Source organism: Kitasatospora purpeofusca (genome assembly GCF_034043715.1).
Classification (GTDB): Bacteria; Actinomycetota; Actinomycetes; order Streptomycetales; family Streptomycetaceae; genus Kitasatospora; species Kitasatospora purpeofusca_A.
Window position 1 is genome coordinate 90,328 of the sequence record NZ_JAXCLC010000014.1, and the last position, 14,836, is coordinate 105,163.

14 protein-coding genes are annotated in these 14,836 nt (G+C 72.0%); 7 read left to right on the forward strand and 7 right to left on the reverse strand.

The window, feature by feature from the left end:
- Position 1 precedes the first annotated feature (1 nt).
- From SM793_RS10440 to SM793_RS10450, 3 genes are all read right to left on the reverse strand, one after another.
- Positions 2-478: a hypothetical protein gene (locus tag SM793_RS10440; RefSeq protein WP_320437807.1), complete on the reverse strand. Its 477-nt coding sequence runs from the start codon at positions 476-478 to the stop codon at positions 2-4.
- Positions 479-757: 279 nt separating this feature from the next.
- Positions 758-1,495 (reverse strand): LAETG motif-containing sortase-dependent surface protein, encoded by a 738-nt coding sequence (locus SM793_RS10445; RefSeq protein WP_320437808.1) that lies wholly within the window; start codon positions 1,493-1,495, stop codon positions 758-760.
- 393 nt (positions 1,496-1,888) lie between these two features.
- On the reverse strand, positions 1,889-3,286 hold the full coding sequence (locus tag SM793_RS10450; protein ID WP_320437809.1) for a choice-of-anchor A family protein: 1,398 nt from the start codon (positions 3,284-3,286) through the stop codon (positions 1,889-1,891).
- Between the two features lie 285 nt (positions 3,287-3,571).
- Here SM793_RS10450 and SM793_RS10455 point away from each other — a divergent pair, with 285 nt between their 5' ends.
- Positions 3,572-4,558: a COX15/CtaA family protein gene (locus SM793_RS10455; RefSeq protein WP_320437810.1), complete on the forward strand. Its 987-nt coding sequence runs from the start codon at positions 3,572-3,574 to the stop codon at positions 4,556-4,558.
- Between the two features lie 69 nt (positions 4,559-4,627).
- Here the strand turns inward: SM793_RS10455 and SM793_RS10460 are convergent, their stop codons facing one another.
- Complete coding sequence (locus SM793_RS10460) at positions 4,628-4,966, reverse strand: hypothetical protein (protein ID WP_320437811.1); 339 nt, start codon at positions 4,964-4,966, stop codon at positions 4,628-4,630.
- A 72-nt stretch (positions 4,967-5,038) separates the two neighbouring features.
- Between SM793_RS10460 and SM793_RS10465 the strand changes: the two genes are divergently transcribed.
- A complete protein-coding gene (locus SM793_RS10465) occupies positions 5,039-5,680 on the forward strand; it encodes a DUF2461 domain-containing protein (protein WP_320437812.1) in 642 nt (213 codons plus the stop codon).
- Positions 5,681-5,796: 116 nt separating this feature from the next.
- Here the strand turns inward: SM793_RS10465 and SM793_RS10470 are convergent, their stop codons facing one another.
- On the reverse strand, positions 5,797-6,738 hold the full coding sequence (locus tag SM793_RS10470; protein WP_320437813.1) for a heme o synthase: 942 nt from the start codon (positions 6,736-6,738) through the stop codon (positions 5,797-5,799).
- 508 nt (positions 6,739-7,246) lie between these two features.
- Between SM793_RS10470 and tkt the strand changes: the two genes are divergently transcribed.
- The 5 genes from tkt to pgl all read left to right on the forward strand — a co-directional run bounded on the left by tkt (position 7,247) and on the right by pgl (position 14,039).
- Complete coding sequence (tkt, locus tag SM793_RS10475; protein WP_320437814.1) at positions 7,247-9,343, forward strand: transketolase; 2,097 nt, start codon at positions 7,247-7,249, stop codon at positions 9,341-9,343.
- An 83-nt stretch (positions 9,344-9,426) separates the two neighbouring features.
- On the forward strand, positions 9,427-10,566 hold the full coding sequence (gene tal, locus SM793_RS10480; RefSeq protein ID WP_320437815.1) for a transaldolase: 1,140 nt from the start codon (positions 9,427-9,429) through the stop codon (positions 10,564-10,566).
- A gap of 58 nt (positions 10,567-10,624) precedes the next feature.
- Positions 10,625-12,181: a glucose-6-phosphate dehydrogenase gene (gene zwf, locus SM793_RS10485; protein ID WP_320437834.1), complete on the forward strand. Its 1,557-nt coding sequence runs from the start codon at positions 10,625-10,627 to the stop codon at positions 12,179-12,181.
- Positions 12,178-13,254: a glucose-6-phosphate dehydrogenase assembly protein OpcA gene (opcA, locus tag SM793_RS10490; RefSeq protein WP_320437816.1), complete on the forward strand. Its 1,077-nt coding sequence runs from the start codon at positions 12,178-12,180 to the stop codon at positions 13,252-13,254. Before zwf ends, opcA begins: the two co-directional genes overlap by 4 nt.
- On the forward strand, positions 13,251-14,039 hold the full coding sequence (pgl, locus tag SM793_RS10495; protein ID WP_320437817.1) for a 6-phosphogluconolactonase: 789 nt from the start codon (positions 13,251-13,253) through the stop codon (positions 14,037-14,039). The genes opcA and pgl overlap by 4 nt, the downstream gene beginning before the upstream one ends.
- A 60-nt stretch (positions 14,040-14,099) precedes the next feature.
- On the opposite strand, the gene SM793_RS10500 is transcribed toward pgl, so the two are convergent.
- A complete protein-coding gene (locus SM793_RS10500) occupies positions 14,100-14,435 on the reverse strand; it encodes an RNA polymerase-binding protein RbpA (protein ID WP_035841977.1) in 336 nt (111 codons plus the stop codon).
- A gap of 156 nt (positions 14,436-14,591) precedes the next feature.
- A complete protein-coding gene (secG, locus tag SM793_RS10505; RefSeq protein ID WP_030394965.1) occupies positions 14,592-14,828 on the reverse strand; it encodes a preprotein translocase subunit SecG in 237 nt (78 codons plus the stop codon).
- Positions 14,829-14,836 lie beyond the last annotated feature (8 nt).

The window sequence follows — 14,836 nt, forward strand, 5'->3', positions numbered from 1 at the left end:
CTCAGTACAGGTCGGACGACAGGATCACGGAGCCGCCCGTGTTCGAGTGGGGGATGCGAGGACCGGTGGAGCCGTCCCAGTGGATGACGACGGCGCCGGCGTCGGTGACCGTCAGCCTGGCGTGCGGGTGCCCGACCGTGCCGGTGGACCAGCAGGGGTGGTTGTTGACGTCGTAGACGACGAGGTTCCCGTCCGACTGCATGACGGCCTTGTAGCCGCAGCCGGAGGTGCCCGAGGCCCAGACCGTGCCCTTGCCGTTCTGGTTGATGACCAGGTTGCCGTCGGTCTGCATGACCAGCTGGGTGGTCCACGAGTCGACGTGCCAGCCCTGGTAGAGCGGCTCGTCGTCCCAGATGGAGTGGTCCACCGGGTCGTACGCCGCCTGCGCGCTCCCCGCCCCCGCCAACGTCCCCGCCAGCGCCAGCGCGCCGGTCGCCATCGCGATGCCCATGTGCCGCAGCACCTTCGCCGCCTTCATGTCCCCGAGTACCTCTCTCCTGCCTTCGTGCCCGTGAACGTGCGGGCGCCCCGTGCAATCGATCATGGACTAACCCGGTAGACAAACGATGAACGCCCGCGTTGATCGGGAAGGACCGCGGCTCCGGCCCCGGCGCGACCACGTCCGAGGCGGTGCTCGACGCCCGGTCGACCGGAGCCCTCACGCCGCGCTCCAGGGCCCTGACAGGCGACAGAACCGCGACAGCTCCCCGCTCGGGTGAGCGGGGAGCTGTCGCGGCTACCGGCCGTGCGGCGTGGGTCAGCCCTGGTCGCCGCCGCGGCGGCGGCGGGCGAGCAGGACGAGCGCGCCGCCGAGGAGCACGACACCGCCGCCGACGGCCGCGATGACCGGGGTGGCATCGCTGCTACCGGTCGCGGCCAGCGCCGGGCCGGCCGGGGTCGGCGAGGACGTCCGGGGCGGGACGGGCGCGGCGGTCGACGGGGTGGACGTGGGCGTGGGCGGCCGGCTCGGCGTCACGGTCGGGGTGACCGGCGGCGGGGTCGGCGTCGGCGTGACGGTCGGCGTCGGAGTGGGGGTCGGCGTCGGGGTCGGCGTCGGCGTCGGGGTCGGCGTCGGCGTCGGGGTGACGGTCGGGGTGGGAGTCGGAGTGGGCGTCGGGGTCACGCAGACCTCGATCGTCTTCGTCTCCGTCTTGTTCCAGTCCGCGTTCTTCGGGTCCTCGGTGGTGGTCACCACGAACGTGGCCTTGATCGGCGCGCTGTGGTCCTTCACCGGGAAGGTCTGCTTGAAGGTCTTGCCGAACTCCTTCTGGTCCAGCAGCTTCTCGCCGTCGACGGTCAGACTGACGGCGTTCTTGACGCCGGTCTTGTCGCTGTAGTTGGCGAGGTCGATCACTATCTTGTCGCAGGTGACCTGCCAGGTCGGGACGTGGGCCGAGGCACTGGTGGCCAGCGCCACCGGCAGCAGGACGGCGGCCACGGCCGTTCCCGCGATCGCCGCACTGCCGATGCCTATCTGCCGCCGCTGTCGCGCCATTTCGTAGTTCCCTCCGAACGGTCTTGTGCAGCAGGCGCATTGAGTGGAACAGCGGTGGCCCGCTACGACTGTCCGGGGGACTCTACCGGCAGCCCCCTACCGCTCCACACCCCGCTGCGTGTCCGGATTTCGACTTTCCGGTGACGTCCGGATGTGCTTCGGCGGCCCCGCAGCCCCGTCAGCTCGGGCAACGCCACTGCCGCCGACCCGTCCGGACACCGTCAAGGTGGCCGAAAGACTGCACCCCTGGTGATCACTTTCGATCACCAGGGGTGCCTTAAGGAGCAAAGCGGGTCACGCCCCTTCAACCGGTTCGGCGCGGACCGGTACGGCCGGGACCAGTACGGCTGGGACCACTACGGCTGGGACCAGTACCGCGCGGACCGCGACGGGTCAGACCCGGCCGGCCGCCTTGCGCCGACGCGCGACCAGGACCAGCGCGCCACCGGCGGCGAGGGCCAGGCCGCCGGCGATCGTCAGCGGCACCACCGGACCGGAACCGGTGTGGGCGAGACCGCCCTCGGTGACGGCCCCGGCCGACGGGCTCGCCGAGGCGCCCGGCACGGCCGCCGAGGCGGAGGCGCTCGCGGACGGACTCGCCGACCCGCTCGCGCTCGGCCTGCCGGTGGCCGGCCCGGACGGACTGCCCGAGGCGCTCGGGGTCACCGAGGGAGCCGGGGTGCCGGTCGTGCCGGGGGTGGTCGGCGGCGTGCTCGGGGTCCCGGTGGAGCCCGGCGTGCTCGGGGTGACGCTCGCCGACGGCGTACCGGTCGGCGGCACCACCGGCGGCGTGGTGGGCGAGGTGGTCGGCGGCGTCGTCGGCGGCGTGGTGGGCGGCGTGGTCGGCAGGCAGCCGGTGAAGGGGTAGTGGTGCGTCTCCGCACCGCCCTTGCCGGTCAGCGACTTGACGATGACCGAGCCGTTCACCGGGGCCGCCGAACCGAGGTCGAACGCCGCGTTCGGCGCCAGCACGGTGCCGGACCAGGCGGCCTGGCTGCTCTTGACCACCTTGGTGGCGGTCGGGAAGTTCCAGAGCAGCTTGGAGCGGACCGCCCCGCCGTGCGCGCTCTGCAGCTTGTCGTCCAGGACGTAGGCCTTCTTACCCTCGTCCCAGAGGTGGAAGCCCGTGGTCCTGGCTGCCGCCATGTCGTACGAGTCGCCGGTCACGGTGACCACGGTGACCGAGCCGGCCGGCACCTTGACGAAGATCTCGGCGGCACCCTGGAGGGTGGCGGCGGAGACGGTGAAGCTGTTGAAGGCGGCGTCGCCGCTGGTGAGGTGGAGCCCCTTGCCCTTGACCTCGACGGTGGCGCCGGCGGTCTGCGGCGCACCGGCCAGGGTGGTGGACACGGCGCGCACCCGGGCGAACTCGGCGGTGAAGTCGATCGGCGACTTCCCCTGGGCGACCGTGCCCTGGTGGGCCTGGACCACGGCGCCCTCGGCCTTCGAGCCGTAGACGCCGTTGCCCTTCATCACCTGGGTGTTGTGGCCGGTGAGCTTGCCGGCGACGACCAGGGCGTTGCCGCCCGGCAGCGCCTTGACCTGCTCGGGGGTCAGCTCCTGGCCGACCGAGAAGCCGCCGGTGAAGTCGGCGTTGCCGCCCACCGCCACCGCACCCTCGGCGTCCGGCGTGTGGGTGTCGTCGCCCTCGACGAACTCCCCGTAGAGATTGGCGACCCCGAGGCCCAGGCACTGGCTCGGGGCGGCGTGGGCGGCGGCCGGGGCGACGAGCCCGGCCAGAACGAGTGATCCACCGAGCGCGAGCGCTGCGGCGGGAACGGATATGCGCATGTGCAGGATCTCCGCTTGCGTGCGGGGGTGGGAGAGGTCCCGAAAAAGGTATGGACCAAACCGCACTCTTTCGGCCAGATGGGTAATTGGTCAAGACCAATGACCGCATTGCCGGAAGAGTCCGCTTTACCCCGTCCTGCCCTCGGTTGATTTGCCGCCAAGTCGACACCGGCCGCCCCCGGGCGCCCCCGACCCGAGCCACGCCCCCACCCCGGCTCCGCCCCGGCCCCGCCCCGCCCCGCCCCGCCCCGCCCCGCCCCAAGATCGGCTGTAAGGCCGCATACCATGGACGCCGTGCCTAACACCACCCCCTTCTCCCTGCTCGCCGAGCGCTGGCAGCCCTCCGCCGCCATGGTCAAGCGCGCCGCGTTCGCCGCGCTGGTGATGAGCGTGGTGATCGTCGTCACCGGCGGCGCCGTCCGCCTCACCGCCTCCGGCCTCGGCTGCACCACCTGGCCGCGCTGCACCGACGAGAGCCTCACCCCGACCGCCGAGATGGGCTTCCACGGCGTCGTGGAGTTCACCAACCGGATGCTCACCTACGTCCTGAGCGCCGCGGTCGGCTGGGCGATCATCGCCGCGCGCTGCGCCCGGCCCCGGCGGCGCGGCCTGACCAAGCTCGGCTGGGCCCAGTTCTGGCTGGTGATGAGCAACGCCGTACTCGGCGGCATCACCGTGCTGACCGGCCTCAACCCGTACACGGTGGCGCTGCACCTGATCGCCGCGATGGCCCTGGTCTGGGTCGCGACCCTGATGTGGGAGCGGTCCGGGGAGGGCGACGGCCCGGCCCGCCCGCTGGTGGCCGAGCCGATCAAGCGGCTCTCCTACGCCCTCGTCGGCGTGATCGGCCTGCTGGTGGCCGCCGGCACCCTGGTCACCGGCGCCGGCCACCACCCCGGGACGCCCAAGGACAACAAGATGGTCCCGCGGATCCCGCTGGACTACGACCGCCTCGCCCAGGCCCACGCCGACCTGGCCTTCCTCTCGATCGGCCTCTCGATCGCGGTGGTCTTCGTGTTCGCCGCCGTCAAGGCCCCGCCGGCCGCCCGGGCCCGGGCCCGCGAGCTGCTGGTCGGCCTGCTGCTCCAGGGCGTGATCGGCTTCGTCCAGTACTTCACCGACGTCCCGGAGCTCCTGGTCGGCCTGCACATGCTGGGCGCCACCCTGATCTGGATCGCCGCCCTGCGCATCCCGCTCGCCCTCCGCACCCGCGAGCACACCCCGGCCCCGGCCGCACCCCCCACCCGCGCCCCCGAACCGGCAACCGCCTGACCCCGTCGCACGCAGTAGGGCCCCGATCTCCGCGGAGACCGGGGCCCTACCGCGTGCGACGGGGCGGGGTCAGCCGCCGATCTGGATGCCGGCCATCCGCTTCCACTCATACGGGCCGGTGCGCACTTTCAGGCCGAGTTCGCCCTCGAAGCTCTCGTGCAGGGTGACCCCGGCCAGCTCGGCGGCCCGGCGGCCGACCGCGTAGCTGGGCGCGACCTGGTCGCCCCAGGCGCCGTCGGCGCCGACCACGACGATCCGGGTGGCGACCGAGCCGACGTACTCGACGACGCCGTCGGCGCTGCCGCCGTGCGCCGCGGCGAAGGCGGTCAGGTTCTTGGCGATGCGCTTGGCGCGGCGCTCGGCACGGGCGTCCGGCGCGGCGGGGGTGGCGGTCTCTGCGCTGCTCATGCCCGCATGCTACCGAGCGGTAGTAGAGCTGGCGACGGGAGCGCCGTGTGCACCGGGCCACATACTGGTCGGGTGACCTTCGACGGCTGGCCGGCCGAGGCGCTCGACTTCTACGAGCACCTCGAGGCCGACAACTCCAAGACCTTCTGGCAGTCCCACAAGGACCAGTACGAGCAGGCCGTACGGGAGCCGATGGAACGGCTGCTGGACGAGCTCGAGCCCGAGTTCGGGCCTGGCAGGATCTTCCGCCCCAACCGCGATGTGCGGTTCAGCGCCGACAAGTCCCCGTACAAGACGCACATCGGCGCCCACCTGGCGGCCGGCGGCTACGTCCAGCTCTCCGCCGACGGCCTGGCCTGCGGCAACGGGCTCTACCGGCTCGCCCCCGACCAGCTGGACCGCTACCGGACCGCGGTCGCCGAGGACGTCTCCGGCGCCGAGCTGGAGCGGGTGGCCGACCGGGTCCGCCGGGCCGGGCCGGAGGTGGTCGGCCGGGACTCCCTGAAGTCCGCCCCGCGCGGCTACCCCAAGGACCACCCGCGGATCGGACTGCTCCGCCACAAGGGACTGATCGCCTGGCAGGAGTGGGCCCCCGAACCCTGGCTGGGCACCCACGCCGCGTACGAGCGGATCACCGGGTTCCTGCGCGCCTCGCAGCCGCTCAAGGACTGGCTGGACGGCCACGTCGGCCCCTCCGAGCTGCCCGACCGCTAGCCCCCGGCCGCCACCGCCGCCGCCACCACCACCACCACCACGAAACGCGAAGGGCCCCGGTCGAGTCGACCGGGGCCCTTCCTCACGTCCGCGTCGCGCGTCACCGCGTCATCGCGTCACTTCACGAACGGGTCCACCGCGATCACCACGAAGAGCAGCGTCAGATAGGTGATCGACCAGTGGAACAGCCGCATCTCCTTGAGCTTGGCGCCGACGAGGCCGGACTTCGCCCGCCCGTACAGCGCGTGCGCCTCCTTCAACCAGGCCGCGCCCAGCACCACCGCGGCGGCCGGGTACAGCCAACTGGTGTCGGCCAGCGGCCACAGCAGCAGCGAGACCGCCACCATCACCCAGGAGTAGGCGACGATCTGCTTGGCCACCGCCAGGTTGCCCTTGATCACCGGAAGCATCGGCACCCCGGCCCGGGCGTAGTCCTCGCGGACCTTCATCGACAGCGGCCAGTAGTGCGGCGGCGTCCAGAAGAAGATCACCAGGAACAGCACCAGCGCCGACCAGGAGAGCGAGTTGGTGATCGCCGCCCAGCCGACGAAGACCGGCATGCATCCCGCGATGCCGCCCCAGACGATGTTCTGCGCGGTGCGGCGCTTCAACCCCAGCGTGTAGACGAACACATAGAAGAGGAGTGCGCCGAGCGCCAGCGCCGAGGACAGCCAGTTGACCAGGACGCCCAGCCAGACCGTCGACAGGACGCCGAGCGCGATGCCGAACACCAGCGCCTCGCGCGGCGACACCATGCCGGTGACGATCGGCCGGCGCTCGGTGCGGGTCATCACCGCGTCGATGTCGCGGTCGATGTACATGTTGAGGGCGTTGGCGCCACCGGCCGAGAGGTACCCGCCGATGACGACCTTCAGCACCAGCAGGAGGTCGGGCACCCCGCGCTCCGCCAGGAACATCACCGGCACCGTGGTGATCAGCAGCAGCTCGATGATCCGCGGTTTGGTCAGTGCGACGAAGGCGCCGACACGGGCCCCGAACGGCCGGTGCGCAGGCGTCGCCCCGGTGACCCCGGCGGGACGGGATTCGACGGCGGTCACTAACACCCCAACTGAAGATGAATCCTCACAGGCGGCCACCGGAACGTTGTTCCCGAATCGTCCGCTCTGCGCGTACCACGCCACCTTAGACGCTCCATATCTCCCCACCGGCCCCGGGGTGCCCCGGGCGGGGCGGAACGCACACCCCCGGGTGAACCCCGCCGTCCCGACCAGGAACGTTGTCCGCGAGGCCGCTCCCGGGCCCGCCGGGAGCACCCGTCCCCCGTCCCGCGCCCCGGAGAGGCGAACCGGACGGATCCGGGCGAGGGTGGACAAATGGACGGGGCCTCCGGCCGCACGGTCGTCCACGAAATGTCCGGGGAATGACTGCCGACATGCCTGGGTTGTCCCACCACGGAGGGTGAGCCCCGGGCCGGACGGTAGGCTCGCCCACAGAAGCGGGATCTACCCTCCGTGACCGGCACCACCCAGCGTCCGGCCCCAGCGACGTGGCCGACCCGGTCCCTCACGGGGTCACTCTTCACAATGGAAGGAGCCCTGAGACAGGGTGAGCACGACGCCGAATACATTCGAGTGGTCGGACCTCGACGACCGGACCGTCGACACGGCCCGCGTCCTGGCGATGGACGCGGTTCAGAAGGTCGGCAACGGACACCCGGGGACGGCCATGTCGCTGGCCCCCGCCGCCTACCTGATCTTCCAGCGCTTCCTGCGCCACGACCCGACCGACCCGGCCTGGGCCGGCCGTGACCGGTTCGTCCTCTCCCCCGGGCACACCAGTCTGACCCTCTACACCCAGCTCTACTTCTCCGGCTACGGCCTGGAGCTCGACGACCTCAAGGCGTTCCGGGTCGCCGGCAGCCGCACCCCGGGTCACCCCGAGCACGGCCACACCGCCGGCGTCGAGACCACCACCGGCCCGCTCGGCCAGGGCATCGCCAACGCCGTGGGCATGGCGATGGCGGCCCGCTTCGAGCGCGGCCTGTTCGACCCGGACGCCGCGGCCGGCGAGTCGCCGTTCGACCACACCGTCTGGGCCATCGTCTCCGACGGCGACCTGGAGGAGGGCGTCTCCGCCGAGGCCTCCTCGCTCGCCGGCCACCAGAAGCTCGGCAACCTGGTCGCGCTCTACGACGACAACCACATCTCGATCGAGGGCGACACCGAGACCGCCTTCTCCGAGGACGTCCTCAAGCGCTACGAGGCGTACGGCTGGCACGTCCAGCGCGTCTCGCCGAAGTCGAACGGCGACATCGACGTCGCGGCGCTCGCCGAGGCCCTGACCGCCGCCAAGGCCGAGACCTCCCGCCCGTCGATGATCGCTATGCGCACGATCATCGCCTGGCCGGCCCCGGACGCCCAGAACACCGCCAAGGCCCACGGCTCCGCACTCGGCGCCGCCGAGATCGCCGCCACCAAGAAGGTCCTGGGCTTCGACCCGGAGAAGGCCTTCGAGGTCAGCGACCAGGTCCTCGAGCACGCCCGACTGGTCGTCAAGCGCGGCAAGGCCCTGCGCGGCGAGTGGGAGAAGTCCTTCGACGCCTGGCGCGCCGCCAACCCGCACCGTGCCGCCGAGTTCGACCGGATCACGGCCGGCGAGCTGCCCGAGGGCTGGAAGAAGGCCGTCCCGGTCTTCGAGGCCGGCAAGGCCGTCGCCACCCGCAAGGCCAGCGGCGAGACGCTCAAGGCCCTCGGCGCGGTGATCCCGGAGCTGTGGGGCGGCTCGGCCGACCTCGCCGAGTCCAACCTCACCACCATCGACGAGGACAGCTCGTTCCTCCCCGAGGGCAACCCGCTGAAGTCGGCCGGCCCCTACGGCCGGACCATCCACTTCGGCATCCGCGAGCACGCCATGGGCTCCACCATGAACGGCATCGCGCTGCACGGGAAGACCCGCGTCTTCGGCGGCACCTTCCTGGTCTTCGCCGACTACATGCGCCCCGCCGTCCGGCTGGCCGCCCTGATGAAGCTGCCGGTCACCTACGTGTGGACGCACGACTCCATCGGCCTCGGCGAGGACGGCCCGACCCACCAGCCGGTCGAGCAGCTGGCCTCGCTGCGCGCCATCCCGGGCCTGGCCATGGTCCGCCCGGCCGACGCCAACGAGACCGCCGTCGCCTGGCGCACCGTGCTGGAGCGCCAGACCACCCACCCCGGCCCGGTCGGCCTGGCCCTCACCCGCCAGAACGTCCCGACCTTCGACCGCACGGTGCACGGCTCCGCCGAGGGCACCGCGAAGGGCGGCTACATCCTGGCCGAGGCCTCCAGCGGCACCCCGCAGGTGATCCTGCTCGGCACCGGCTCCGAGGTCCAGCTGGCCGTCAAGGCCCGCGAGGTCCTGGAGGCCGAGGGCGTCGCCACCCGCGTCGTCTCGGTCCCGTCCTTCGAGTGGTTCCAGGAGCAGGACCAGGCCTACCGCGACAGCGTGCTGCCGCCGTCGGTCAAGGCCCGCGTCTCGGTCGAGGCCGGCATCGCCCAGGGCTGGCGCGAGCTGGTCGGCGACCACGGCCGGATCGTCTCGCTGGAGCACTTCGGCGCCTCCGCCGACTACCAGGTGCTGTTCGAGGAGTTCGGCATCACCGCCGAGCGCGTCGTCGCCGAGGCCCACAACGCCCTCCGTTCGCTCGAGGCCGTCAGCCGCTAGCGGCACCCGGGCCGGGGCGCCGCCGCACACCGGCGCCCCGGCCCGCCCCACAAACCCCACAGCAGAAGAAGGACTGAAGCACCATGACCGACGCACTGAAGCGCCTCAGCGACGAAGGCGTGGCGATCTGGCTGGACGACCTCAGCCGCAAGCGGCTGAACAGCGGCAACCTCGCCGAGCTGGTGCAGCACAAGCACGTGGTGGGCGTGACCACCAACCCGACCATCTTCCAGAAGGCCATCGGCGGCGGCGACAGCTCCTACGACGGCCAGCTGAAGGACCTCGCCGTCCGCAAGGTCACCACGGACGAGGCCGTCCGTATGATCACCACCTCGGACGTCCGCGACGCGGCCGACGTGCTGCGCCCGGTCTACGACGCCTCCAACGGCCGCGACGGCCGGGTGTCGATCGAGGTCGACCCGCGACTGGCCCACGGGACCGCCGCCACGGTGGCCGAGGCCAAGCAGCTGTGGTGGCTGGTCGACCGCCCGAACGTCTTCATCAAGATCCCCGCCACCAGGGCCGGCCTGCCCGCGATCGCCGAGGTCATCGGCAAGGGCATCAGCGTCAACGTCACGCTGATCTTCTCGCTGGAGCGCTACAAGGCCGTCATGGACGCCTACCTGACCGGCCTGGAGGCCGCCAAGGCCAAGGGCCTGGACCTCTCCCAGATCGAGTCGGTCGCCTCCTTCTTCGTGTCCCGCGTGGACACCGAGATCGACAAGCGCCTGGAGAAGATCGGCGGCGACGCCAAGGACCTCCGCTCCAAGGCCGCGCTGGCCAACGCCCGCCTCGCCTACCAGGCGTACGAGGAGGTCTTCGGCAGCGTCGACGGCAAGAACGCCGGCAGCGCCCGCTGGGTCGCCCTGGAGGCCGCGGGCGCCAAGCCGCAGCGTCCGCTCTGGGCCTCCACCGGTGTCAAGGACCCGGCGCTGCCGGACACCCTCTACGTCACCGAGCTGGTCGCCCCCGGCACCGTCAACACCATGCCCGAGGCCACCCTGGACGCCACCGACGACCACGGCGTGGTCACCGGCGGCACCATCGTCCCCAACTACGCCGACGCCAAGGCCGTGATGGACGCCATCGCCGCCGCGGGCGTCGACTACGACGACGTCGTCCAGGTGCTCGAGGACGAGGGCGTCGAGAAGTTCGAGCAGTCCTGGAACGAGCTGCTCGACACCGTCACCGCCTCGCTCGCCTCCTTCGCCGACGAGAAGTGACCCCCTGCGAACGGCGCACGAAAGCGGAGCCCATCAAGTGAGCACTGATTTCCCTGAGTTGACTTCGGAGCAGGACGCGGACAACCTCCCGCCGGCACCCGTCAACCCGCTTCGCGACCCCTCGGACCGGCGGCTCCCGCGCATCGCGGGGCCGTCCGGCCTGGTCATCTTCGGGGTCACCGGCGACCTCTCCCGCAAGAAGCTCATGCCGGCCATCTACGACCTGGCCAACCGCGGCCTGCTGCCGCCGGGCTTCTCCCTCGTCGGCTTCGCCCGCCGCGAGTGGAAGGACGAGGACTTCGCCCAGGAGGTCCACGACGCGGTCAAGGAGCACGCCCGCACCCCCTTCCGCGAGGAGGTCTGGCAGCAGCTCGCCAAGGGCATGCGCTTCGTCCACGGAACCTTCGACGACGACGATGCCTTCGACAAGCTCCGCGAGACCATCGAGGAGCTGGACCAGGCGCAGGGCACCGGCGGCAACTTCGCCTTCTACCTGTCCGTGCCGCCGAAGTTCTTCCCGACCGTCGTCCAGCAGCTCAAGAAGCACGGGCTGGCCGACCCCCCCAAGGGCTCCTGGCGCCGCGCCGTCATCGAGAAGCCCTTCGGCCACGACCTGGAGTCCGCCCAGGAGCTGAACCGGATCGTCCACGAGGTCTTCCCCCGGGACGAGGTCTTCCGGATCGACCACTACCTGGGCAAGGAGACCGTCCAGAACATCCTGGCCCTCCGGTTCGCCAACCAGATGTTCGAGCCGATCTGGAACCGGTCGTACGTCGACCACGTGCAGATCACGATGGCCGAGGACATCGGCATCGGCGGCCGGGCCGGCTACTACGACGGCATCGGCTCCGCCCGTGACGTCATCCAGAACCACCTGCTCCAGCTGATGGCGCTCACCGCCATCGAGGAGCCGGCGTCCTTCCACCCGAAGGCGCTGGTGGCCGAGAAGCTCAAGGTGCTCAGCGCCGTCAAGCTCCCGGCCGACCTGGGCGAGCACACCGTGCGCGCCCAGTACACGGCCGGCTGGCAGGGCGGCGAGGAGGTCGGCGGCTACCTCGACGAGGACGGCATCAACCCGGACTCCAAGACCGACACCTACGCGGCCATCAAGCTGGAGATCAACAACCGCCGCTGGGCCGGGGTGCCGTTCTACCTGCGCACCGGCAAGCGGCTGGGCCGCCGGGTCACCGAGATCGCGGTGGTCTTCCAGCGCGCCCCGTACCTGCCGTTCGACTCCTACGCGACCGAGGAGCTGGGGCAGAACGCCCTGGTCATCCGGGTGCAGCCGGACGAGGGCGTCACCGTGCGGTTCGGCTCCAAGGTGCCGGGCACCTCCTTCGAGGTCCGGGACGTCACGATGGACTTCGCCTACGGCGAGTCCTTCACCGAGTCCTCCCCGGAGGCGTACGAGCGGCTCATCCTCGATGTGCTGCTCGGCGACGCCAACCTCTTCCCGCGCCACCAGGAGGTCGAGCTCTCCTGGCAGATCCTCGACCCGATCGAGAGGTACTGGGACGCCCACGGCAAGCCCGCCGAGTACGCGGCCGGCACCTGGGGCCCGGCCGAGGCGGACGAGATGCTCGCACGAGACGGCAGGAGCTGGCGCCGGCCATGAAGACCGACCTCACGGACACCACGTCCAGCAAGATCAACGCAGCGCTCATGGAGGCGCGCCGGGCCAGCGGCTCGACGGCCGCCGGCATGGTGCTCACCCTGGTGATCGTGACTGACGAGGGCAGCGCGTACGACGCCCTCAGGGCCGCCAACGACGCCTCCCGCGAGCACCCCTCGCGCACCCTGGCGGTCATCAAGCGCGCCGGGCGCTCGCCCCGGGCCCGCGCCGAGACCCGCCTGGACGCCGAGATCCTGGTCGGCTCCGACGCCGGCTCCGGCGAGACGGTCGTCCTGCGCATGCACGGCGAACTCGCCGCGCACGCCCAGTCGGTCGTCCTGCCGCTGCTGCTGCCGGACGCCCCGGTCGTGGTCTGGTGGCCCGAGAACGCGCCGCTGCACCCGGCGCAGGACCCGCTCGGCGCGCTCGCCCAGCGCCGGATCACCGACGCGGTCACCGCCGAGTCCCCGGTCGGCCAGCTCGCCCAGCGGGCCCAGAGCTACACCCCGGGCGACACCGACCTGGCCTGGACCCGGATCACCGGCTGGCGTTCGATGCTGGCCGCCGCGCTGGACCAGCGGCCGTCCGCGATCACCTCCGCGGCGGTCGAGGGCGAGTCGTACAACCCCAGCGTGGAACTGCTCGGCCTGTGGCTGCACAACCGGCTGCACGTGCCGGTCGAGCGGGTCGTCACCAACGGCCCGGGCATCACCGCGGTGCACCTGCGCACCACGGACGGGGACATCACCCTGGACCGCCCGGACGGCCTGCTGGGCACGCTCTGCATGCCCGGCTCGCCGGACCGCCAGGTGGCGCTCAAGCGGCGCGAGACCTCGGAGCTGATCGCCGAGGAACTGCGCCGGCTCGACCCGGACGACATCTACGCGACGGCCGTGCGCACCCCGGTGGAGCGGCTCAAGGAGCCGGATACCACCGGGCCGGCCGCGACCGCCGGCGCGACCGTCGAGGAGGCCGTCGAGGAGGCCGTGGCCGAGGAGACGGCCGCCGCCACCGCCCCGGACGGCGGGGCCCGCAAGGGCGCCGCCAAGCGCGCCGCCAAGAAGGCGGGCGCATGACCGCGGCCACCCCGCAGCTGGTCGTCCACCGGGACAAGGAGCTGATGGCCCAGGCGGCCGCGGCCCGGCTGATCACCCGGATCGTGGACGCCCAGGCCGCCCGCGGCGCCGCCTCGGTGGTGCTCACCGGCGGACGCAACGGCAACGCCCTGCTGGCCGCGATCGCCGCCTCCCCGGCGCGCGACGCGATCGACTGGGCGCGGCTGGACCTCTGGTGGGGCGACGAGCGGTTCCTGCCCTCCGGCGACCCGGAGCGCAACGCCGTCCAGGCCCGCGCCGAGCTGCTGGACGCCGTCCCGCTCGACCCGGCGCGGGTGCACGAGATGCCCGCCTCGGACGGTGTCGACGGCTCGGACGTGGACGCCGCGGCGGCCCGCTACGCGGCGGAGCTCGCCGAGGCCGCCGGGCCCGCCGACCGGCTCCGGGTGCCCGCCTTCGACGTGCTGCTGCTCGGCGTCGGCCCGGACACCCATGTCGCCTCGCTGTTCCCGGAGCACCCCGGGGTGCGGGAGACCGAGCTGACGGTGGTCGGCGTGCGCGGCGCGCCGAAGCCTCCGCCGACCCGGATCTCGCTCACCCTGCCGGCGATCCGGGCCGCCCGCGAGGTCTGGCTGCTGGCGGCCGGCGAGGACAAGGCGGACGCGGTCGCGCTGGCCCTGTCCGGCCCCGGTGAGCTCCAGGCGCCCGCCTCCGGCGCGCACGGCACCAGTCGCACCCTGTGGCTGCTGGACCGTGCCGCCGCGGACCGGCTGCCGCCCCAGCTGTACCCCCCGGCCTCGGCCTGAGGCTCGGGAACACCGAAGGGCGCCACCCGTGACGGGTGGCGCCCTTCGGTGTTCGCCTGCTCAGATCTCGCCGCGGAGCTTGGCCAGCGCCTCGGCGAGGATCGCCTCGCCGTCGGCGTCGGTACGCCGCTCGCGCACGTAGGCCAGGTGGGTCTTGTACGGCTCGTTGCGGGACGGCGCGGGCGGGTTGTGCTCGTCCTGCCCGGCCGGGAAGCCGCAGCGCGGGCAGTCCCAGGTGTCCGGGATGACCGCCTCGGCCGCGAAGCTCGGCCGCGTCTCGTGCTTGTTGGCACACCAGAAGGAGATCCGGTTGCGGGGGGCGGATTCGCCGCGCTCCGCCTCACCCATCGGGCCGGCTCCGACCCTGCTGCCACGGATGGCGTTGCCACTTGCCACGGTCTGACTCCCTGGTGCTGGTGCGCCGACGCGCCGCGATGCGCGTCGGTGGCGAAAGTCGTCCTAGTGTAAGCAGGAGTTAAGGATGCGCCACCACCGGCTCCGCCCCGGACCCTCCCAGGATAGGCCGCGGGGCGACGGGGCGTCAGAGGTATGTCAGCTCTTGTACTTCAGGACCATGCTGAGTACGAACAGCGAGGCGAACCAGCCCAGGCCGACCACGATCGTGATGCGGTCCAGGTTGCGCTCGGCGACCGCGGAGCCACCGCCGGTGGACATCGCGCCGCCACCGAACATGTCCGACAGGCCGCCGCCCTTTCCCTTGTGCAGCAGCACCAGGAGGATCATCAGCAGGCTGAAGACGATCAGGGCAATCGAGAACCCGAGAACCACGGCGGGAC

Bases quoted from the DNA above. Each gene is read 5' to 3' on its own strand.
- pgl (WP_320437817.1), top strand. From the start codon at position 13,251: ATGACCGCGGCCACCCCGCAGCTGGTCGTCCACCGGGACAAGGAGCTG.
- SM793_RS10450 (WP_320437809.1), bottom strand. From the start codon at position 3,286: ATGCGCATATCCGTTCCCGCCGCAGCGCTCGCGCTCGGTGGATCACTC.
- SM793_RS10440 (WP_320437807.1), bottom strand. From the start codon at position 478: ATGAAGGCGGCGAAGGTGCTGCGGCACATGGGCATCGCGATGGCGACC.
- SM793_RS10455 (WP_320437810.1), top strand. From the start codon at position 3,572: ATGGACGCCGTGCCTAACACCACCCCCTTCTCCCTGCTCGCCGAGCGC.
- SM793_RS10445 (WP_320437808.1), bottom strand. From the start codon at position 1,495: ATGGCGCGACAGCGGCGGCAGATAGGCATCGGCAGTGCGGCGATCGCG.
- SM793_RS10460 (WP_320437811.1), bottom strand. From the start codon at position 4,966: ATGAGCAGCGCAGAGACCGCCACCCCCGCCGCGCCGGACGCCCGTGCC.
- tal (WP_320437815.1), top strand. From the start codon at position 9,427: ATGACCGACGCACTGAAGCGCCTCAGCGACGAAGGCGTGGCGATCTGG.
- opcA (WP_320437816.1), top strand. From the start codon at position 12,178: ATGAAGACCGACCTCACGGACACCACGTCCAGCAAGATCAACGCAGCG.